The following is a 17,920-nucleotide window of genomic DNA, read 5'->3' as shown; positions in this document are numbered from 1 at the left end:
GCGTCAGGCCGCCTCGAGCGCCTGGATCGCGGTCCTCGCGGTCGCGCAGGGGTAGGAGTCGTACCCGTCGTGGGCGTCGAAGGCGCGGCACTCGGCGCAGCGGAGCCGCACTCCGGCGCCGCCCTCGAGGACGCGCTCGGGGCGGTGCCCGTGCAGGATGACGGCGAGGCTCGCGACGAGGGGGTCGCTGCTCACCAGCGCGCTCCGCAGCGCCTCCGACCGGCGGCGGAGGTAGTCGTCCGCCACGGCGTCGATCGACTGCTCGGGGAGGTCCGGCTCGGGCCAGGAGGCGGGCCGCTCGACGGGCAGGTCGAGCTCGTCGAAGCCCATCGACCAGTCCGGGAAGCGGCGCTGCTCGTGCACGCTGGTCCAGACGGTGACCACTCCCTCGTGCCGCGGGTCGGCGAGGATCCGCGCGTAGAGCGAGCGCACGTCGGACTCCTCGCCCTCGAGCAGCTGCATCACGCGGCGGCCGCGGAAGACGAGCATCCCCGAGACGCCGTGCTCGACGTTGTTGCGGCGGCTCGTCTCGAGCAGCCGGCGGATCTCCCCCGAGCCCAGGTCGCGGTCGAGGGTGCTGACGTAGACGACGGTGAAGACGAGGGAGTCGCGCCGCGGCGAGTGCTCGACGAGGTGGAGCGTCGCGGGGGAGTGGGCGCCGGTCTCGGGGTCCATCAGGGCCGCGACCTCCGGGAACTCGAGCCAGATCAGGTCCTCCGGAGCGCTCGGCTCCACGGCGGTGACCGCCGGGACCGCGTCCAGCCACTGCGTCCGCTGGCGGAGGTCGGCGGCGACCGCCTTCTCGTCGAGCCCGGGCAGGAGGCCTGCGGCGCCGGAGACGAAGAGGCTCGTCGCGGAGTTGAGCAGCAGCGTCACGACCGTCGCGTGGCCGTCGCCGCCGAGCACGGGGAGCTCGACACTGTCGGTGCGGCCGTGGGCGGCGAGCCCGGAGGCGTAGGAGACGAGTGCGTCGGCGACCGCGTCCCCCACCTGGAAGGTCGCGCCGGCGTACTGGATCTGCTTCATAGCCCTACGATGCGCCTGCGGCGGATCCACGGGTAGGGGTACCGGTGCCGGGTGGAGCGTGCAGGGGTCGCGGCTGCTCCCGTCCGAGGAGCACGGAGCGGCGGGACCGCGCCCAGTCGGCCGTCGAGCGGGCCGGCGTCCCCGTGATCCGCTCGACCTCGTCGGTGAGCACGTCGACGCCGTCCAGGCCGCGGCGGGCGACGACTCCGAACTGCCGGCGGAGCCCCTCCGCCTGCCACGCGGACATGCCGGTGAGGCGCAGGACAGCGGCGAACACGCGGCTGGGCAGGTGCAGGTAGCGGACGCGACGGCCGAGCCCCGCGGTCAGCTCGCGGGCGGCGCCGGGCCCGTCGAGCAGAGCCGGTCCGGTGAGGACGGGCTCGGCGCCGGTGTGCCCTCCCGCCTCGAGGACGTGCGCGGCGACCCGGGCGATGTCGGCGGTGTCGATCCACGGGATGACGCCGCGCCCCATCGTCTGCGGGAGCAGGCCGCGCGAGATCGCGGGCGCCGAGGGCTCGAGGTTCGTCAGGAAGCCCGAGGCGTGGAGGATCGTCGCGGGCAGCCCGGAGGCGCGCACCCGCTCGTCGGTCCGCCAGATCGCGCGGCCCCAGGGGAGCGGCGAGTGCTCGGCCGCGTCGCCGCCGGAGAGCTGCACGAGCGCGCGGACGCCCGCCTCCTGGGCGGCACGGACGGCGGTGGCGCCGTGCTCGGCCTGGCGCGGGGTGGCGGCGGTGACCAGGAAGAGCTGGTCGGCGCCCCGGAGGGCGGCGGTCAGTGCGGCCCCGTCGCCGAGGTCGGCGATCCGCGCGTCGAGGTCGCGGGCCGCGAGGGCCGCCGCCTGCTCGGGCCGGCGGACGATCGCGCGGACGGGCGCGCCGGCCGCCACGAGCCGCTCGAAGGTCTTGCCGCCGACGTCGCCGGTGACTCCGGTGATCGCGATCACGTCGCTCATGATTCCTCCTAGGTATCAACTAACTGATACTCGAAGACTACGCCGCTACGCTCGGTCCATGTCCTCGGAGTTCTCCCTGACCCGCGACGACGTCGACGCGATCGCCGCCTGGACGGTCATCCGCGCCGCCCGCGACCTGGCGAGGCGGGTCGGCGACGCGCTCGCGCCGGTCGGGCTCAGCCCGGTCGAGTTCGGCGTGCTGGCGCAGCTCTCGGCGGCCGACGGGCTGACGCAGGCCGACCTCGCCCGCGCCGTCGGCGTCCGCCCGCAGAGCATGACCGCCCTGGTCGCCGGGCTGGCGGAGCGGGGCCTGCTCGACCGGGGCGCCGAGCGCGGCCGCGGCCGTCACTCCCGGATCGCCCTGACCCCGGCGGGGCGCGACCTCCTCGCGGCCGCCTACCCGCTCGTGCGGGCCGGCAACGCGTGGTTCGGCGGCGAGGAGCGCGCCGACGCCGTCGCGACCGCGCTGCGCCCGCTGCTCGGCGGGCAGCCGGGCCCGGGGCACGAGGTCCCCTGAGCGGACGGGGCGGGGAGGCTCGGCAGCGGGAGAGACGGCTCCTCCTCCGAGCGCTCGTGCACACCCGGCCCCCTCGCGGGTGCCACCGGTACCCTGGTGCGGTGCCCCTGACCCTCCCTCCGCTGAGCCGCGCCCGCGCGCGCGCCGCCGCGGCGTACCCGACCCGGCAGCTGCTGACCAAGCGCGCCTCGGGCACGAACGGATGGCTCAGCTCGTGGGGGACGAACGCGCACGGCGAGATCGCCGGCTGCCCGCCGCCGCGCGGCTGACCCGCGACCGCCCCTCCTCCGGAGCCCGCGGCCGCGTCCCCGCGCTCACCCACCCCTCCGGACGGAACCCCTCATGCCGCACCAGCCCCTGCCCGCCGATCAGGCCCCCCACTCGATCTGGCGGGGACTCCGCCAGACCCTCCAGAAGGACACGGTCGGCGGAGCGTTCCTGCTCACCGCGACCCTCCTCGCCCTGATCGTCGCCAACAGCCCCGCGTCCGCGCTCTACAGCGCGGTCCGCGACTTCCGCTTCGGCCCCGAGGCCCTGCACCTCGAGCTGAGCGTCGGGTCGTGGGCGGCCGACGGCCTGCTCGCGATCTTCTTCTTCGTCGTCGGGCTCGAGCTCAAGGAGGAGTTCGTCGCCGGCAAGCTCCGCGACCCGAAGACGGCGCTCGTGCCGATCGTCGCGGCCGTCGGCGGCGTGGCCGTCCCCGCCCTGATCTTCACCGCGGTGAACCTGCCCCGCGGAGGAGCCGCGCTGGACGGCTGGGCGATCCCCGCCGCCACCGACATCGCCTTCGCCGTCGCGGTGATCGCCGTGGTCGGCCGCTTCCTCCCGCCGGCGCTGCGGACGTTCCTCCTCACGCTCGCCGTGGTGGACGACCTCATCGCGATCACGATCATCGCCGTCTTCTACACCGCCGGCATCGACGTGCTGATGCTCCTGCTCGCGCTGGTGCCGCTGGCGGTCTTCGCGGTCTGCGTGCAGCGCGGCGTGCGCGCCTGGTGGGTGCTGATCCCGCTCGGAGTGGCGACGTGGGCGCTCGTGCACGCCTCGGGCATCCACGCCACGGTCGCGGGCGTGCTGCTCGGCTTCACCGTGCCGGTCGTCGCGACGAAGCGCGCCCGGGTGCAGGTGGGGTCGGACGCGGAGGGGCGCCCGGTCTACGACGGCCTCGCCGCCCACTTCGCCGATCGCTGGAGCGTCCTCTCGACCGCGGTCGCGGTGCCGGTCTTCGCGTTCTTCTCGGCCGGAGTGACGGTCGGCGGAGTCACGGGCCTGGTCGACTCGTTCCAGGACTCGATCGCCGTGGGCATCATCGCAGGCCTCGTGCTCGGCAAGCCGCTCGGCATCGCCGGGAGCACCTTCCTCCTGACCCGGTTCCGCGGCATCGGCCTGGATCCGTCGCTGCGCTGGGTGGACGTGATCGGCATGGCGTTCGTGGCCGGCATCGGATTCACGGTGTCGCTGCTGGTCGGCGAGCTCTCGTTCGGCGCGGGCAGCGAGTCCGACGACCACGTGAAGGTCGGCGTCCTGGCCGGCTCGTTCCTCGCGGCGGTGATCGGAGGCGCGATCCTCTCGGTCCGCAACCGCCACTACCGACGCCTGCAGGACTGACGGCCGACGGGATCTCGCGGCGCCCGCGGCCCGGGCGGCTCGATCGGCACGCGCCTCCTGCTGGTCGAGCAGCCGCCGCAGGCGCCCTGTCGAGGCCCGCGCGGCTCAGCCGTGCAGGCCGTGGACGACCGCGTGGCCGCGGCCGCGGGAGATGAGCAGGCGGTTCACCGGGGTCGTGACGACGAAGGCCAGGGCCAGGGCGCCGGCGAGCGAGCCCCAGAAGAGGCCGGACGAGAGGCCCGCGTCCATCGCTCCGGGGATCGCGAGCACCACCGTGTTGTCGACGACCTCCATCACGGCGATCGAGACGGTGTCGGCCGCCAGCGCGATGCCGACGGCGGCGCGCCACGTCACTCCGGAGCGGAGCACGCCCCGCAGCGTGAGCGCGTAGCCGAACACGAACGCGAGGACGATCGAGAGGGCGACCGTCGCCAGGGCGGGCAGACCCAGGGCGGAGCCGATCACCATACCGAGGACCTCGCCGATCGCGCAGCCGGTCAGGCAGTGCAGGGTCGCGAGGGCGGCGGCGCGCCAGGTGGTCGGGTGGTGGCGGGCGGGGTCGGTCATGGTGTCTCCTCCGGTTCGGTCCAGGGGAGTGCAACATACCCCCGGGGGGTATATTCCCGACCCGGCCGTCGGAGTCTCCTGCGGCTCCGCAGGCCCGCGAGCCGTTCGCCCGGGCGCGCTACCCTCGCCCCGTGCTCCTCCGAGCACCGCCCCTCGACACCAGGAGCCCCGATGGCCGCCCCCACCGTCCTCTTCGTCTGCATCCACAACGCCGGCCGCTCGCAGATGGCCGCCGGCTACCTCCGCGCCCTCTCCGGCGGCGCCGTCGAGGTCCGCTCCGGCGGCTCCGAGCCCGGCGACAGCATCAACCCGATCGCGATCGAGGCGATGGCGGAGGAGGGCATCGACATCTCGCAGGCCGTCCCGCAGCTGATGACCACCGAGCAGGTCCAGGCCTCCGACGTCGTGATCACGATGGGCTGCGGCGACGTCTGCCCCGTCTTCCCCGGCAAGCGCTACGAGGACTGGGACCTCGCCGACCCGAAGGGCCGACCCCTCGAGGAGGTCCGCTCGATCCGCGACGACATCAGGGCCCGCGTGCAGGCGCTCGTCGCGGAGCTGCTGCCCGCCTGAGCCGTTCGATCCCGTCCGGCCGCGTCAGCGTTCGGCGGGAGGCGGGAACGTCCGCCCGACCGGAGGCGAGACCGCCGGGAGCGCCGCGCGCGCCCGGTGCAGGAAGACGGCGGTCATGACGACCCGGGCGCGGGCCGGCGACGAGTCGAGCGGGCCGATCAGCTCCTCGATCCGCGCGAGCCGGTCGTAGAGGGTCTGCCGGCCGATGCCGAGCGCGGCCGCCGTCGCCGTCTTGCTCCCCCACAGCGACGCGAAGGCCTCGAGGGTGGCGAGCAGCTCGCCGCGCTGGGCGCGCAGGGGCCCGAGCACCTCCTCGACGAGGTCGTCCGCCTCCGGATCGTCCTGCAGGGAGCTCGCGAACCGCTCCAGGCGGTACTGGCGCGAGTCGACGACTCCGCCTGCGGGCGCCCACTCGCGCGCGCCGCGCACCTCCGCCAGCTCCCGCGGCACCCGCTCCTGCCCGCCGAGCCCGCTGCCGACGCAGAGCAGAGCGTCCGAGTCGAGGGCGGCGCCGAGGCGCAGCAGCTCCGCGCGGCCCTCCTCCATCGCGGCGGCGGTGGCGAACGGCAGCAGCGCCAGCAGCTCGGAGCCGACCACGCAGAGCACCGGGCCGGGATCCGCTCCTGCGCCCGTCAGGAGGCGGAGCAGAGCGCGGAGCCGCCGGTCGTCGTGACCGGTGTCGGCCCGGACGCCGAGGTAGCGCTCCCGGGAGCCGGCGCCGAGGCGGCCGAGGAAGGCGTCGATCTGGAGGTCGGCCGCCGGGTCCGCACGCTCGATGGACGCGATCGCGAAGAGCTGGGCGGTCAGCCGCTCGGTGACCGACGGCGGGCGGTGCCGGAGCACGGCGATCGCGAGGACGTCCGGCGCCCGGTCGAGCGCGACGGCGACGGCGTGGAGGTCGGCGTCGGCGTGGGCCCGCAGATGCAGGGTGCCCAGGAGGGAGTCGCCCGCGTGCAGCACGTTCGAGAACGTCCCGGCCGTCGGCTCCGTGTCGACGCCCGGCCCGGGCGAGGCGCGGGCGATCTCGTCGCCCGTGAGCGAGACGAGCGAGGCGGAGGCGCCCGTCGCGGAGGCGACGACCTGCAGGAGCTCGTCGACGCCGGCGTCCCCGGAGGCCGCGTCGGCCAGCAGACCGGACACTCTGTCCGCCAGTCGGATGCTCCGGAACTTCTGCTCGGTGAGGTGGGTGTTGATGCTCTCGCAGACCTGCACGAAGGGGACGCGCCGGGGCAGGGCGAGCACGGGGAGGCCGAGCTCGTCGGCCGCCGCGACGATCGGCGGCGGCACCGCGGGCAGGCGCGGCGAGAGCTCGAGAGCGAGGGCGCCGACTCCCGCATCCACCAGAGACCGCACGTACTCGCGGCACTCCGCCGGGTCCTGGTCGGTCGAGAGGAGCGCGCCCTCCATCAGGAGCAGCTCGCCTCCGAGGAGGAGGGGCGCGATGTCGAGCTGCTCGCTCGTGTGGGCCCAGCGGATCACGGCGCGCTCGGCGGCCGCGTGCCCGGCGGCCACCACCGGGAGCATGGCGGCGAGGCGCGGATCCCGCATCGCGTCCGACAGCAGGTAGGCCATACAGAACGTCCTCTCGCGTCACGGCGAATTTACACGCGGACGCGCCGCCCGAAACGGGTCCGCACGAGAGTGGAGCCTCACCGGGCGCCCCGCCCTCCCCTTCATCCCCCTCCCCGAGAGGATCCGCCATGAGCACCGACACCCTGCACGGCACCGCCGACGCCGAGGACGCGCTGAGTCCCCTGCCCGACTCCCGACGCACCGCCCGGCTCGACGGGCAGTTCTGGATCTGGGCCGGCGCCAACATCGCCCCCATCAACTGGGTGCTCGGCGCCCTCGGCGTGAACATGGGCCTCGGCCTGGCGGACACCGTCACCGTCCTCGTGCTCGGCAACGTCGTCGGGATGGCGGTGTTCGGCTTCTTCGTCCTCCTCGGGCAGCGGACGGGGGCGACCGGGATGCTCGTGGGACGGGCGATCTTCGGCCGGCGCGGCAACTACGTCCCGGCCGCGATCCAGGCCGTGGTCGTGATCGGCTGGTGCGCCATCAACACCTGGATCGTCCTCGACCTGGTCATCGCGCTCCTCGGCTCCGTCGGCGTCGTCGACCCGGAGCAGGCGAACGTCGGCTGGAAGATCGCGGTGGCCGCGGTGATCATGGCGGTGCAGGTCGCGATCTCCTTCCTCGGCTACCGCGCGATCGCCGCCTTCGAGCGCTGGACCGTGCCGCCGACCCTCCTGGTGCTGGCGATCATGTCGGTCGTCGCCTGGTTCTTCCTCGACATCGACTGGTCCTACGCCGGCCCCGCGGAGGGCGCGCTCACCGGAGGCGACCGCATCGCGGCCATGTCCATCGTGATGACCGCCATCGGCATCGGCTGGGGCCTCACCTGGCTCGCCTACGCCGGCGACTACTCCCGTTTCGTCGGACCCCGCTCCTCGAAGCGGGGGCTCTACCTCGCCAGCGTCCTCGGCCAGTTCATCCCGGTGGTCTGGCTCGGCGTCCTCGGCGCGACCCTCGCGACGAAGAACGGCTCCGTGGATCCCGGGGAGCTGATCGTCGAGAACTTCGGTGCCCTCGCGATCCCCGTGCTGCTCCTGGTGGTGCACGGTCCGATCGCGACCAACGTCCTGAACATCTACTCGTTCGGCATGGCGACCCAGGCCCTCGACATCCGGCTCGGGCGCCGCGCGCTCAGCCTCATCGTCGGCGTGCTGGCCTTCGCGGCCGCGGTGTTCTTCGTGTTTCAGGACGACCTCGCCACCACGCTCGACGCGTGGCTGGTCGGCCTCGTCGGCTGGGTCGCCCCCTGGGGTGCGATCGTGCTGGTGCACTACACCGTGTTCGAGCCGCGCGTCCGCTCCTTCGGGCACCTGTTCGCCCCGGTCGGCTCGCCGCTGCTGCCGGACGTCCGCTGGCGGGCGCTGCTCTCCTTCGCGATCGGCGCGACCCTGACCTGGCTGTTCATGAACGGCTCGGTGCCCGCCCTGCAGGGTCCGGCCGCGACCGCCCTCGGCGGCGTCGACGTCTCGTGGCTCGCGGGCGGAGTCTCGGCCGGCATCGCCTACCTCCTGCTCGGCCGGGACGCTCCCGCCTGGGTCGAACGCCGGGAGTCGGCCGCGCCGGTCGTCGCGGAGCCCGAGCCCGTCCGCGGCTGAGCCCGAGCCCCTCCGCGGGCCGGCCCCCTCGCGAGCCGGCCCGCCCCGTCCCACCCCGCACCACGAACGGAACCGCCATGCCCCTCTTCCTCTCCGACGCCGCCGTGATCACCATGGACCCGGTCTCGGGCGCCGTCCCGATCACGGCGAGCATCCGCATCGTCGACGAGCTGATCGTCGCGATCGGCCCGGGCCTCGTCCCCGAGCCGGGCGACGAGGTGATCGACGGGCGCGACCGCCTGGTCGTCCCCGGCTTCGTCAACGCCCACACCCACTCGTGGGAGTACCTCTACAAGGGCCGCTACGACAACCTGCCGCTCGAGCTGTGGATGCTGCTGTCGTACCCGATCCTCGGGAACAGCCGCGTCGCTCCGGATCTGGTGCGGCTGCGCTCGTCGCTCTTCGCCCTCGAATCGCTGAAGGCCGGGGTCACGACCCTGGTCGACGACGTGCTCGAGAACCCGGACCAGGACGCGGAGCAGCTCGCCGCGGTCTTCGACGCGTACGACGAGATCGGAGTCCGCGCCAACATCTCGGGCCACGTGATCAGCAGGCCCTTCCACGAGACGATGCCGTTCCTCGAGGAGTACGTGCCCGCGGAGATCCTCGACCAGGCGCGGTCGGCGTCGCGCCCGACGACGGAGGGCTACCTCGCCTTCAGCCGCGAGGCGTTCGCGACCCAGCACGGGAGGGGAGGCGGGCGGCTGCGCTACATGGTCGCCCCGTCCGCTCCTCAGCGCTGCGGGCCCGAGCTGCTCGTGGGGGCGACCGAGCTGGCGCTCGAGCACGGGGCGGAGTGCCACATCCACGTCCTCGAGACGAAGACGCAGCTGGTGACCGGCGAGCTGTCCTACGGCTCGACCCTGGTCGAGTACATGGAGCGGATCGGCGCGCTCTCGCCGAACACGACCTTCGCCCACGGGATCTGGCTCACCGACTCCGACATGGAGCGGATCGCCGCCGCCGGCACGTCCGTCTCGCACAACCCGATCTCGAACCTCAAGCTCGGCTCGGGCATCGCCCCGTGGCGCGCGCTGCACGACGCGGGCGTGAACCTCGGCCTCGGCACCGACGGCTGCTCGAGCAGCGACTCGCCGCGCATGCTCGACGTCGTGAAGGCCGCGGCGCTCCTGCACAAGGTCACGGATCCGGACATCGCCACCTGGCCGACCGTGTCCGAGGTGCTCACGGCCGGCACGATCGGAGGCGCGCGCAGCGCCGTGCTCGACGACGTCACCGGCAGCATCGAGGTCGGCAAGCAGGCCGACCTCGTCGTCTACGACCTCGAGACGCTGAACTTCACCCCGCGCCAGCGGCTCGAGAACCAGCTCGTCTACGCCGAGAACGGCTCGTCGATCGACACCGTGATCGTCGCGGGCCGGGTCGTCGTCTCGAAGGGCGTCTCGACCACCGTCGACGAGGCGGCCCTCCGCGCGGATCTCGCCGCGCAGCTGGGGGAGATCGTGGCCTGGCAGGACTCGCTGGACCGCACGAACGGCGTGCTCACCGAGCCGTTCCGGCGGATGTACGAGCGGGCGATGCGGCACGACGCCCCCGTCGACCGCTTCAGCGGCCGCCGGCTGGTCTGAGGGCGGTCCGGCTCCCGGCGGACTCCCGGCTCGGCACACGGACGGGCGGGGGCGCGGCTCCAGTAGGTTGCGCACATGAGGTGGCGAGCGGGAGCGGTGGCGGTGCTCGTCCTCGCGCTCGCCGGGTGCACCGCGCCGACCGACCCCGAGCCGACGACCGGGCCCACGACCGCCCCCGTCTCCGGGCCGGTGGTCGGCGGCTACGGCGACCTGCACGTCGCGCCCGACGGGTCGATGATGTTCTGCTACTCCGACCCCGACCCCGGATTCACGGGCGTCTGGCGCGAGTGCCAGGACGGGATCCGCGCCGTGGACGTCGACCCGGCCGCGATCGACGCGACCCTCGGGGAGACGGCGACGGCCGATTCGGGCGGGCACCGCTGGGTCGGCGCGGCGGCCGGGAAGCGCACCACCGAGGACGGCACCGACGTCTACACCGTCTTCCTCGCGGGGACCCGCACGGACGACGCGTTCACCGTGACCGCGGTCGGCGAGGGCTCCTACCGCGTGCCGTCCGAGTACCAGGAGCTGCAGCCGGGAGTGCCGGGCGGGTTCCTGGTGCGGCTCGAGCCGATCGGCTGAGCGGGGGCGCCGGCGCAGGTGGAGGAGCCGAGCGGGGTGCAGCGGCCGGGAGGGGCGGAGCCGGCGGACTCGCGCACCCCCTCCGCCCGACCCTCACAGCGGGCGCGGCCGGTACCGCTCGATCAGCGCGTCGAACAGGCCGTTCATCCGCTCGTCGACCACGCGGCGCGACTCGTCGGCGTCGTACCACTCCACGATCTCGCGGGCGCCGTCGCTGAAGCGCACCGAGGGGGAGTACGCCGGGACGAGGCGGCGGATCTTCGCGTTGTCGAACACCATCGAGTGCGCCTTGTCGCCGATGATCCCGGCACCGAGCTCGGGGTCGGCCGCGGCGATCGCGTCGGAGGCGACGTGCACAAGGCGCGGCTCGACTCCGGCCGCCGCGGCGAGGTCGCGGTGGATCTCGTCCCAGGTCGGCGTCTCGTCGCCGGTGATGTGGAAGGCCTCGCCGATCGCGGCGGAGGCGCCGAGAAGACCGACCAGGCCGACAGCGACGTCGTCGGCGTGCGTGAGCGTCCAGAGCGAGGTGCCGTCGCCGAGGACGACCACCTCCTGGCCGCGGCGCATCCGGTCGACGACGGTCCAGCCTCCGTCGACGGGCAGCGCGGTCCGGTCGTAGGTGTGCGAGGGGCGGACGATCGTGACCGGGAAGCCGCTCGCGCGGTACTCGGCCACGAGCAGGTCCTCGCACGCGATCTTGTCGCGGGAGTACTGCCAGTAGGGGTTCCGGAGCGGAGTCGACTCGGTGACCGGGAGGCTGCGCGGCGGCTTCTGGTAGGCCGAGGCCGAGCTGATGAAGACGTACTGGCCCGTGCGGCCGGCGAACAGGTCGATGTCCTGCTGCACGTGCTCGGGCGTGAAGGCGACGAAGTCGATCACGGCGTCGAAGGTCTTGTCGCCGAGGGCGGCGGTGACGGCGTCGCGGTCGCGGCCGTCGGCCTGCACCTCGCGGACGCCCTCGGGCAGCGGGCGGAGCGACGTCCGCCCCCGGTTCAGCACGGTCACGTCGTGGCCGAGCCGCAGCGCCTCGCGGACGCAGGCGGCGCTGATGATGCCCGTCCCGCCGATGAACAGCACGCTGAGCGACATGGATCCTCCTCCGGCGGCGCCCGCGGCGGACGCCTCCCGACCCGATTCCCCCACATCGGGACGCCGCACGCGAGTCCCTTGACCCGGCTACCGCTCGACGGGACGCCGTTGCTCGTCCTCCGGCTCGGGGGCGGGCAGCGCCTCCGGAGCGGCCGCCGCGGTCGGCACGTCGGGTGCCGTCCGCTGCTCGAGGGAGCGCCCCCAGGCCGTGCCCGCGAGGATCAGCGCGATGCCGAGGAAGCCGACCGGCGCGATCGGGTCGCGGGCGAGCGCGACTCCGACGACCGCGGCCCACACCGGCTCGGTGCCCAGCAGGAGGCTGACGCGGGAGGGGGAGGTGCGGCGGACCGCCCACGTCTGCACGAGGAAGCCGAAGACGGTGCAGACCAGGACGAGGTAGAGGAACAGGCCGGTGCCAACGGGGTCGAGCCCCGCGACGTACTCGGGGATCGGCACGCCGACGACGAGCGACGCGGCGCTGAAGACGACGGCGCAGGTGCCGAGCTGCACCGTGGTCAGGCGGAGGGAGTCCATCGGCGCCCGCGCCGAGAGGCGGTGCATCGACGTGACGTGCACGGCCCGCACGACGGCGGCGCCGAGGATCAGCAGGTCGCCGGGGGAGAGCGGGCGGAGGGCGCCGTTGCCCGCGAGCAGCGCGACTCCGATGACCGCGACGAGGCATGCGAGCAGGAAGCGGCCCGGGAGGCGGCGCTTCGAGACGGCGGAGTCGAGGATCGGCGTGATCACGATCGTCAGGCTGATGATGAGGCCCGCGTTGGTGGCGGAGGTGCCGGCGATGCCGTAGGTCTCGAGCGCGAAGATCGTCGCGAGCAGCGCCCCGATGGTCACGCCGACCCGCCACTCCGCCGCGCTGATCCGGTGCCGCCGCGCCGCGACGATCACGGCCAGGCACAGGGCGGCGAGGGTCATCCGCGAGCCGAGCAGCGCCATCACGCTGGAGTCGGTGACGAGCTCCTTCGCCGCGAAGTAGGTGGAGCCCCAGGAGGCGGCGACCACGAGCAGGAGGAGGTCGACCCGGAAGCGGGAGAGGAGAGCGCGCACGGCTCATCGTGGCGGCACGGAGACCCGCAGGACAAGACTGCATCTTCTGCGCCGACGCGTAAGTTGGAACTCATGGAACTCGGACAGCTCAGAGCTCTGCGGGAGCTCGGCGAGCGCGGGAGCATCGCCGCCGTCGCCGCCGCGATGCGGGTGTCCCCCTCCTCCGTCTCGCAGCAGATCAGCGCGCTGCAGCGCCGCACGCCGACGGCGCTGACCTTCCGCGACGGGCGCCGGACCGCGCTGACCCCCGCCGGCCGCGCTCTCGCGGCCGCCGTGGTCGAGGTGGAGGTGGCGCTCGAGCGCGCGGCCCGGGCGGTCGCGGACTTCGAGGGTGAGCCGAGCGGCACCGTCTCGGTCGCTGCGTTCCACAGCGCGGGGCTGGCGATGTTCGGCCCGCTGCTGGAGGCGCTGCGCGCACCGGGTCGGCCGGGCGTCGCGCTCGCCGACTTCGACGTGGCGCAGAGCGCCTTCGCCGGGCTGACCGCGGATCACGACCTGGTCGTCGCGCACCGGCTCGCCGGCAGCGCCGAGTGGCCCGGGACCGTGCGCTCCACGCCCCTCCTCTTCGAGCCGCTCGACCTCGCGCTCCGCCGCGACCATCCGCTCGCCGCGAAGGACGTCGTCCGTCCCGCCGACCTCCGCGACGAGGAGTGGGTCGCGGTGCACGAGGGCTTCCCCCTGGAGCGGGCGATCGACGCCATCGCGGTCCTCGCGGCCGGCGACGCGCGCATCCCGCACCGGATCAACGACTTCCTGGTCGCGGCGGCGGTCGTGTCGGCGGGCGACGGCGTCGCGCTGCTGCCGCGGTACACGACCGACCTGCGGCGCACGCCGGAGGTGGTGCTGCGACCGCTCGGGATCCCGGGGCTCGGCCGCCACATCGACTGCCTCGCCCGGCCCGAGACGCTGGAGCGCTCGGCCGTGCGGGTCGTGCTCGAGCAGCTGACCGGGATCGCCGCGGGGCTCGCCGCCGCGCCGTAGCATCGTGCCGTGCACCGCCTGATCGAGACCACGGCCGGAGACCCGGCCGCCATGGACCTCTTCGCCCTGCAGGAGGCCGACCTCCTCGCCCGCTACGGCGGCGACGACACCGGTCCGCGCCCTCCCGCCGACGCTCCGACCCTGCTGCTCGAGGTCGACGGCGGGCTCGTCGGCTGCGTGGCGCTCGCGGTCGAGGACGGCATCGGCGAGATCAAGCGGATGTTCGTGGTGAGCGCCGCGCGGGGCCGCGGGCTCAGCCGCGTGCTGCTCGCCGGCGTCGAGCGGCTGGCGGCCCGCGAGGGCGTGGAGCTGCTCCGACTGGTCACCGGCACGGAGCAGCCGGAGGCGATGGCGCTCTATGCGAGCGCCGGCTACGACCCGATCGCGGGCTACGGCTACTGGGGCGACGAGCCGAGCGCCCGCTGCTACGCGAAGCGGCTCGACCGCGAGGCGCTGCTCGCCGACGCGGGCTGACGCCGGGCTGGCGCCGGGCTGGCGCTGGGCTGATGCCGGGCTGGCCGTTCGGCCGTCGGGGCGTGACGCCGGGCTGACGCCAGGCTGCCCGTTCGGCCGTCGCGGGCCGGCGCCGGACTGACGTCGGGTTCTGCGCTCGGCCGTCGCGGGCTCTCCGGGCCGCTCGGTCCGGGGTGCTCGCGAGTCGGGCCGCCCGCTCGGAGGGTCCGTATCGGCGAGTCCGACGGGGCATCTGCGACGTCGTCCACGACTGGTCGGCGCTGCGGAGAAGTCGCTGAGGATGAGGCGCGGGGGGCGCGGCGCGCCGCCTCAGGGCAGGTTCGCGCCAGAGCGGCCTCGAGCGGCGTGCCCCGTCGCGGAGCAGGCGACTCTGTCGGAGCGGCACGGGCATCCTCCCGCGCCTCTCACCCGACTCTGCCCCCGATACCCAGGGGTGCACGATGACAGAAGGACTCCGATGCAGAACGAAGACACCAGCACGCCGACCGGCGCCCCCGATCGTCTGACCCAGCGCCGAACCGTGGTGAAGGGCGCCGCATGGGCGATTCCTGTTGTGGCCGCCTCGATCGCCGCTCCGATGGCGTCGGCCTCGACCGCCCCCCAGTGCGCCCTGCAGGACGCGCAGCGCATCGACGCCACCTCGACCACCGCGCTCGCGGCCCGGACGATCCCCGTGCCCGCGGGAACCCAGTGGGTCCGCTTCACGGCGGTCGGCGGAGACGGCGGCGGCGTCCGCACCGGGTCGGACGTCACCAGCGCCGGTGCGCGGGTGACGGGCACCATCCCCGTCGACGCGCTCGGCGGAGCGTCCGAGATCGTCATCACCGCGGGCTCGGGCGGCAGCAACCAGGCCGGCGGCCGGGGGCTCGGCAACGGCGGGGCTCCGGGCACTCCGGGCTACATCGGCTCCGGAGGAGGGGGCGGGGCCAGCGGGATCACCGCCGCGGGCTCCCTGCTCGTCATCGCGGGCGGCGGCGGCGGTAGCGCAGCCGGCTTCACCTCGAACGACTTCACCCGGTCCGCCCGCGTCGGGCCGAACGCGGGGTCCGGCGGTCCCGTCGGCGGCTCCGGCTACGACAGCGCCGTCTCGCGCGCGGACAGCAGCACCGGCTCCACGGAGCAGGCCCCGAGCACCGGCGGAAGCCAGACCGGGCCGGGGCAGCCCGGTGTGACGACGGTCAACGTGACCGAGACGGTTCTCGGCAGCCCGGGCTCCGGGCGCGACGGCGGTGCCGGCGCAGCGAGGACGAACGCGAGCCGCCAGGTGACCTACGCGTCCGGTGGTGGCGGCGGCGGCTACTTCGGCGGTGCCGGCGGCGGCACCTCCCTGTGGGTGCGGGGTGGCGGCTCCTACGCGGCCAACGCGTCGACGGGCGCAGGAGGCAGCAGCTTCGCCGCGTCCGGCGTGACCGTCGAGAACTCCGACGTCGACACCCGTTCGCAGACGATGGGCTACGTGGAGGTCGCCTTCTTCGTCTGCGAGTAGCGCCTGCCCGAAGGCCAGGTGAGCCTCCGTGGTCGCCCGCTCCGGCGTGCGACCACGGAGGCTCGTCGTCGTCACCGTCCGCTCCACGTCGTCCCCGTCCGCTCCACGTCGTCCCCGTCCTCCTGATGTCTCAGCACCATATCAGTATGGGACAGGAGGCGCCAGCCCTCACTCCTCCTGCGGTTCCGCGCTGTCGTGCTGCAGGCGCACCAGGACGCGGCGGAGGTGCATCGCCGCGAGGACGCCGGGCCCGAGGGTCCGGGAGGTCGCGGCGGTCCGCTCGTCGACGACCTGCACGAGGTGCCGGATCGCGCGGGCCGCGCCTCCGATCGCCCGGTGCGCGGCGGGGGAGCCGGCGTCGTCGCGGTCGATCGCGTCGGCGACCGCCCGGCAGGCCTCGCTCAGCGGCGGGCCGAGCGCCGGATCGAACGGGAGCGCGCCCGGCCGCTCCCAGATGGTGTCCGCGAGGGCGCCGCTCAGATCGCGGACGTGGAAGAGGATCGCGTCGAGCGTCTCGAGGCGGAGGTGGTCGGGTCGGGAGTCGCGCCGGTGCAGCAGCGCGCGCGGGTTGCCCTTGCGGCTCTCGTCCGCGTCCGCGAGGGCCGCGCGGACCTCCTCCGCCGTCCGGGCCAGCTCCTCGCCGTTGCGCGCCCAGGCCTCGTGCTCGGGCGGCCACGTCTCCTCGAGCGCGGCGGCCAGCTGGCGCAGGTGCTCCGCGAGCTCGCGCTGGAACGCGTCGACCCGGGCGGACGCCGCCTCGACGGTGAGCCCGGGGGCGACGACCACGTTCACCAGCAGCCCCACCACCACGCCCACCGCCATCTGCACGAGGTAGCCGAGGGAGTAGTCCTCGGCGTCGGCCCCGCCGATGATGAGCACGAAGAGGGCCGCCATCGGCACGTACTCGCGGCCCGCGCCGAACCACCCGGTCCCCGAGAGGACCACGCCGATCCCGACGACGAGCGGGATCGTCCACCAGGTCGGGCCGACGGTGGCCACCACGAGGGCGGCGAGCCCGATCCCCGCCGCCAGGCCGAGCAGGGTCTGCAGTCCGGTGCGGACCGAGCCCATCAGGGTCGGGTACATGCTGACCAGGGCGCCGAGCGGCGCGTAGTACGGGTACTGCTCCGCGACTCCGGGAGCGAGCGGCGCGACGGCCCAGGCGATGCCGACCGCCAGCGCCGTCTTGAGAGCGAGCATGAGGCGCGAGCCGGTGACCGCCTCCCGCCAGGCGAGGGCGGCGCGGGACGTCCGGGTGCGGGGCATCCCGGCACCCTAGGCGAGGGGCGCGGCCCGTCTCTCCCCTCTTGACAGCGGAGGCGGAGGCGCGAGCGGCGGTGGAAGAAAGAGGACGGCGGCTCGGGACGGCGGTGCTGATCACGACTCACGACGAACGTCCGATCCGGCCCACGTCGCCTGCGCCGTTCCACGGGGCGCCGCGGATCCTTCCTCCGTGACGAAAGCGACCGCGCGGACCGCAGGCGCCGTGAAGTGATGCCACCCCCGCTCACGGGGGCCGTTGAGTTTGCGCAGACGCCCTGTTACCGTGAACAAACCGTGCAGCTGGCGGCGTCGGAGGCCTCGAGGTGGAGGTCGCGCCGGATCCTGCGAGTCACGGCGAGTTCTTCTCCGAGGTCCACCGGGCCTCTCCCCTTGGCGCCCTCCGGCGCCTCTCCGCAGCCCCCCAGCCCCCGGGGGCGCGCCGCTCACGGTGCGCCTCCGGGCCCCACGCCGCCCCTTGACGATGGAGTCACGATGACGACCGCATCGACGCCCGTCGACGCCGAGCTCCCCCGATCCGCGGGGCTCCGGCGCCACCACACGGCCGGGCTGCTGATCCTCCTCGCCGCGGTGGCTCCGCTGCCCTACACCGCCGCCTCCCCGGCCGTCGCCCTCGGCGAGCCGACCTCCACCGACCCGATCGCGCCGGACACCGCCGACCCCGCGATCGAGTTCCACGACGGCGACTGCTCCATGGTCGCGACAGCCCGGGCAACCCCGTCGTGATGCGGAGGGCGCCCACCCTCGCGGCACTCGGCACCACCGCCCCGACCACCGGGTACACCAACATGAACCCCGGCGGCTGATCCCTCGTGCCGGTCGAGCGGCTGCCCCTCCCTGCCTGTCGAGCAGCCGCCCAGCGGCGTATCGAGCCCCTCGTGCTCCGCACACAGGTTCCGACACGCCCCTGACGGCGCTGCTCGACCGAGCAGGGCTCGGCACCCCGAGATCCTCTCCCCCTCC

General features: G+C 74.3%; 18 protein-coding genes. 11 read left to right on the top strand and 7 right to left on the bottom strand.

All coding sequences use genetic code 11. The annotated features are described in order from the left end of the window. Window positions 1-3 precede the first annotated feature (3 nt). Entirely contained in the window at window positions 4-1,026 is a 1,023-nt protein-coding gene (locus C5C63_RS09075; RefSeq protein ID WP_104257740.1) for a BLUF domain-containing protein, read from the bottom strand. Between the two features lie 4 nt (window positions 1,027-1,030). Beyond that, window positions 1,031-1,978 (bottom strand): NAD(P)H-binding protein, encoded by a 948-nt coding sequence (locus C5C63_RS09070; RefSeq protein WP_104325906.1) that lies wholly within the window; start codon window positions 1,976-1,978, stop codon window positions 1,031-1,033. Between the two features lie 58 nt (window positions 1,979-2,036). Between C5C63_RS09070 and C5C63_RS09065 the strand changes: the two genes are divergently transcribed. The 3 genes from C5C63_RS09065 to nhaA all read left to right on the top strand — a co-directional run bounded on the left by C5C63_RS09065 (window position 2,037) and on the right by nhaA (window position 4,103). Then, window positions 2,037-2,495, top strand: a complete 459-nt coding sequence (locus C5C63_RS09065) for a MarR family winged helix-turn-helix transcriptional regulator (RefSeq protein ID WP_160035578.1) — start codon at window positions 2,037-2,039, stop codon at window positions 2,493-2,495. A 101-nt stretch (window positions 2,496-2,596) separates the two neighbouring features. Beyond that, on the top strand, window positions 2,597-2,764 hold the full coding sequence (locus C5C63_RS17010) for a hypothetical protein (protein WP_181027217.1): 168 nt from the start codon (window positions 2,597-2,599) through the stop codon (window positions 2,762-2,764). Window positions 2,765-2,837: 73 nt separating this feature from the next. Next, the gene (gene nhaA / locus C5C63_RS09060; RefSeq protein ID WP_104307969.1) at window positions 2,838-4,103 is read left to right on the top strand and encodes a Na+/H+ antiporter NhaA; all 1,266 of its coding nucleotides are present in this window, start codon (window positions 2,838-2,840) and stop codon (window positions 4,101-4,103) included. A gap of 105 nt (window positions 4,104-4,208) precedes the next feature. Here the strand turns inward: nhaA and C5C63_RS09055 are convergent, their stop codons facing one another. After that, entirely contained in the window at window positions 4,209-4,670 is a 462-nt protein-coding gene (locus C5C63_RS09055; RefSeq protein ID WP_104325905.1) for a DUF4396 domain-containing protein, read from the bottom strand. A 171-nt stretch (window positions 4,671-4,841) separates the two neighbouring features. Between C5C63_RS09055 and C5C63_RS09050 the strand changes: the two genes are divergently transcribed. Next, window positions 4,842-5,243, top strand: coding sequence for an arsenate reductase ArsC (locus C5C63_RS09050; RefSeq protein WP_104222419.1), 402 nt, complete (start codon window positions 4,842-4,844; stop codon window positions 5,241-5,243). 24 nt (window positions 5,244-5,267) lie between these two features. Here the strand turns inward: C5C63_RS09050 and C5C63_RS09045 are convergent, their stop codons facing one another. Then, window positions 5,268-6,815 carry a PucR family transcriptional regulator gene (locus C5C63_RS09045; RefSeq protein ID WP_104325904.1) on the bottom strand — a complete coding sequence of 516 codons (1,548 nt, stop codon included), beginning with the start codon at window positions 6,813-6,815 and terminating at the stop codon, window positions 5,268-5,270. 128 nt (window positions 6,816-6,943) lie between these two features. Here C5C63_RS09045 and C5C63_RS09040 point away from each other — a divergent pair, with 128 nt between their 5' ends. The 3 genes from C5C63_RS09040 to C5C63_RS09030 all read left to right on the top strand — a co-directional run bounded on the left by C5C63_RS09040 (window position 6,944) and on the right by C5C63_RS09030 (window position 10,584). Then, entirely contained in the window at window positions 6,944-8,413 is a 1,470-nt protein-coding gene (locus tag C5C63_RS09040; RefSeq protein WP_104325903.1) for a cytosine permease, read from the top strand. A gap of 77 nt (window positions 8,414-8,490) precedes the next feature. Further along, a complete protein-coding gene (locus C5C63_RS09035) occupies window positions 8,491-10,002 on the top strand; it encodes an amidohydrolase family protein (protein WP_104325902.1) in 1,512 nt (503 codons plus the stop codon). A gap of 75 nt (window positions 10,003-10,077) precedes the next feature. Then, window positions 10,078-10,584, top strand: coding sequence for a hypothetical protein (locus tag C5C63_RS09030; RefSeq protein ID WP_146086372.1), 507 nt, complete (start codon window positions 10,078-10,080; stop codon window positions 10,582-10,584). A gap of 93 nt (window positions 10,585-10,677) precedes the next feature. Here the strand turns inward: C5C63_RS09030 and C5C63_RS09025 are convergent, their stop codons facing one another. Beyond that, window positions 10,678-11,673, bottom strand: coding sequence for an SDR family oxidoreductase (locus C5C63_RS09025; RefSeq protein ID WP_104325900.1), 996 nt, complete (start codon window positions 11,671-11,673; stop codon window positions 10,678-10,680). A gap of 87 nt (window positions 11,674-11,760) precedes the next feature. Beyond that, complete coding sequence (locus tag C5C63_RS09020; RefSeq protein ID WP_219815288.1) at window positions 11,761-12,735, bottom strand: DMT family transporter; 975 nt, start codon at window positions 12,733-12,735, stop codon at window positions 11,761-11,763. 72 nt (window positions 12,736-12,807) lie between these two features. Here C5C63_RS09020 and C5C63_RS09015 point away from each other — a divergent pair, with 72 nt between their 5' ends. The 3 genes from C5C63_RS09015 to C5C63_RS09005 all read left to right on the top strand — a co-directional run bounded on the left by C5C63_RS09015 (window position 12,808) and on the right by C5C63_RS09005 (window position 15,676). Beyond that, a complete protein-coding gene (locus C5C63_RS09015) occupies window positions 12,808-13,716 on the top strand; it encodes a LysR family transcriptional regulator (RefSeq protein ID WP_104325899.1) in 909 nt (302 codons plus the stop codon). 9 nt (window positions 13,717-13,725) lie between these two features. After that, window positions 13,726-14,190: a GNAT family N-acetyltransferase gene (locus tag C5C63_RS09010; RefSeq protein ID WP_219815287.1), complete on the top strand. Its 465-nt coding sequence runs from the start codon at window positions 13,726-13,728 to the stop codon at window positions 14,188-14,190. A gap of 457 nt (window positions 14,191-14,647) precedes the next feature. After that, window positions 14,648-15,676, top strand: coding sequence for a hypothetical protein (locus C5C63_RS09005; RefSeq protein ID WP_104351504.1), 1,029 nt, complete (start codon window positions 14,648-14,650; stop codon window positions 15,674-15,676). A 168-nt stretch (window positions 15,677-15,844) separates the two neighbouring features. Here the strand turns inward: C5C63_RS09005 and C5C63_RS09000 are convergent, their stop codons facing one another. Then, window positions 15,845-16,942 (bottom strand): aromatic acid exporter family protein, encoded by a 1,098-nt coding sequence (locus tag C5C63_RS09000; RefSeq protein WP_104325898.1) that lies wholly within the window; start codon window positions 16,940-16,942, stop codon window positions 15,845-15,847. Window positions 16,943-17,431: 489 nt separating this feature from the next. Here C5C63_RS09000 and C5C63_RS08995 point away from each other — a divergent pair, with 489 nt between their 5' ends. Further along, entirely contained in the window at window positions 17,432-17,683 is a 252-nt protein-coding gene (locus C5C63_RS08995) for a hypothetical protein (RefSeq protein ID WP_104263513.1), read from the top strand. Window positions 17,684-17,920: the final 237 nt, after the last annotated feature.

Origin of the sequence: Rathayibacter sp. AY1B8 (genome assembly GCF_002932775.1) — a bacterium.
Lineage (GTDB): Bacteria > Actinomycetota > Actinomycetes > Actinomycetales > Microbacteriaceae > Rathayibacter.
Note: the sequence above shows the minus strand (reverse complement) of the source record. Positions and strands in the feature narration are given on the sequence as shown.

What these genes read in the sequence shown, in the direction of transcription:
- C5C63_RS09075 (WP_104257740.1), bottom strand. Translation starts at nt 1,026, where the DNA reads ATGAAGCAGATCCAGTACGCCGGCGCGACCTTCCAGGTGGGGGACGCG.
- C5C63_RS09070 (WP_104325906.1), bottom strand. Translation starts at nt 1,978, where the DNA reads ATGAGCGACGTGATCGCGATCACCGGAGTCACCGGCGACGTCGGCGGC.
- C5C63_RS09065 (WP_160035578.1), top strand. Translation starts at nt 2,037, where the DNA reads ATGTCCTCGGAGTTCTCCCTGACCCGCGACGACGTCGACGCGATCGCC.
- nhaA (WP_104307969.1), top strand. Translation starts at nt 2,838, where the DNA reads ATGCCGCACCAGCCCCTGCCCGCCGATCAGGCCCCCCACTCGATCTGG.
- C5C63_RS09055 (WP_104325905.1), bottom strand. Translation starts at nt 4,670, where the DNA reads ATGACCGACCCCGCCCGCCACCACCCGACCACCTGGCGCGCCGCCGCC.
- C5C63_RS09050 (WP_104222419.1), top strand. Translation starts at nt 4,842, where the DNA reads ATGGCCGCCCCCACCGTCCTCTTCGTCTGCATCCACAACGCCGGCCGC.
- C5C63_RS09045 (WP_104325904.1), bottom strand. Translation starts at nt 6,815, where the DNA reads ATGGCCTACCTGCTGTCGGACGCGATGCGGGATCCGCGCCTCGCCGCC.
- C5C63_RS09040 (WP_104325903.1), top strand. Translation starts at nt 6,944, where the DNA reads ATGAGCACCGACACCCTGCACGGCACCGCCGACGCCGAGGACGCGCTG.
- C5C63_RS09035 (WP_104325902.1), top strand. Translation starts at nt 8,491, where the DNA reads ATGCCCCTCTTCCTCTCCGACGCCGCCGTGATCACCATGGACCCGGTC.
- C5C63_RS09030 (WP_146086372.1), top strand. Translation starts at nt 10,078, where the DNA reads ATGAGGTGGCGAGCGGGAGCGGTGGCGGTGCTCGTCCTCGCGCTCGCC.
- C5C63_RS09025 (WP_104325900.1), bottom strand. Translation starts at nt 11,673, where the DNA reads ATGTCGCTCAGCGTGCTGTTCATCGGCGGGACGGGCATCATCAGCGCC.
- C5C63_RS09015 (WP_104325899.1), top strand. Translation starts at nt 12,808, where the DNA reads ATGGAACTCGGACAGCTCAGAGCTCTGCGGGAGCTCGGCGAGCGCGGG.
- C5C63_RS09005 (WP_104351504.1), top strand. Translation starts at nt 14,648, where the DNA reads ATGCAGAACGAAGACACCAGCACGCCGACCGGCGCCCCCGATCGTCTG.
- C5C63_RS09000 (WP_104325898.1), bottom strand. Translation starts at nt 16,942, where the DNA reads ATGCCCCGCACCCGGACGTCCCGCGCCGCCCTCGCCTGGCGGGAGGCG.
- C5C63_RS08995 (WP_104263513.1), top strand. Translation starts at nt 17,432, where the DNA reads ATGACGACCGCATCGACGCCCGTCGACGCCGAGCTCCCCCGATCCGCG.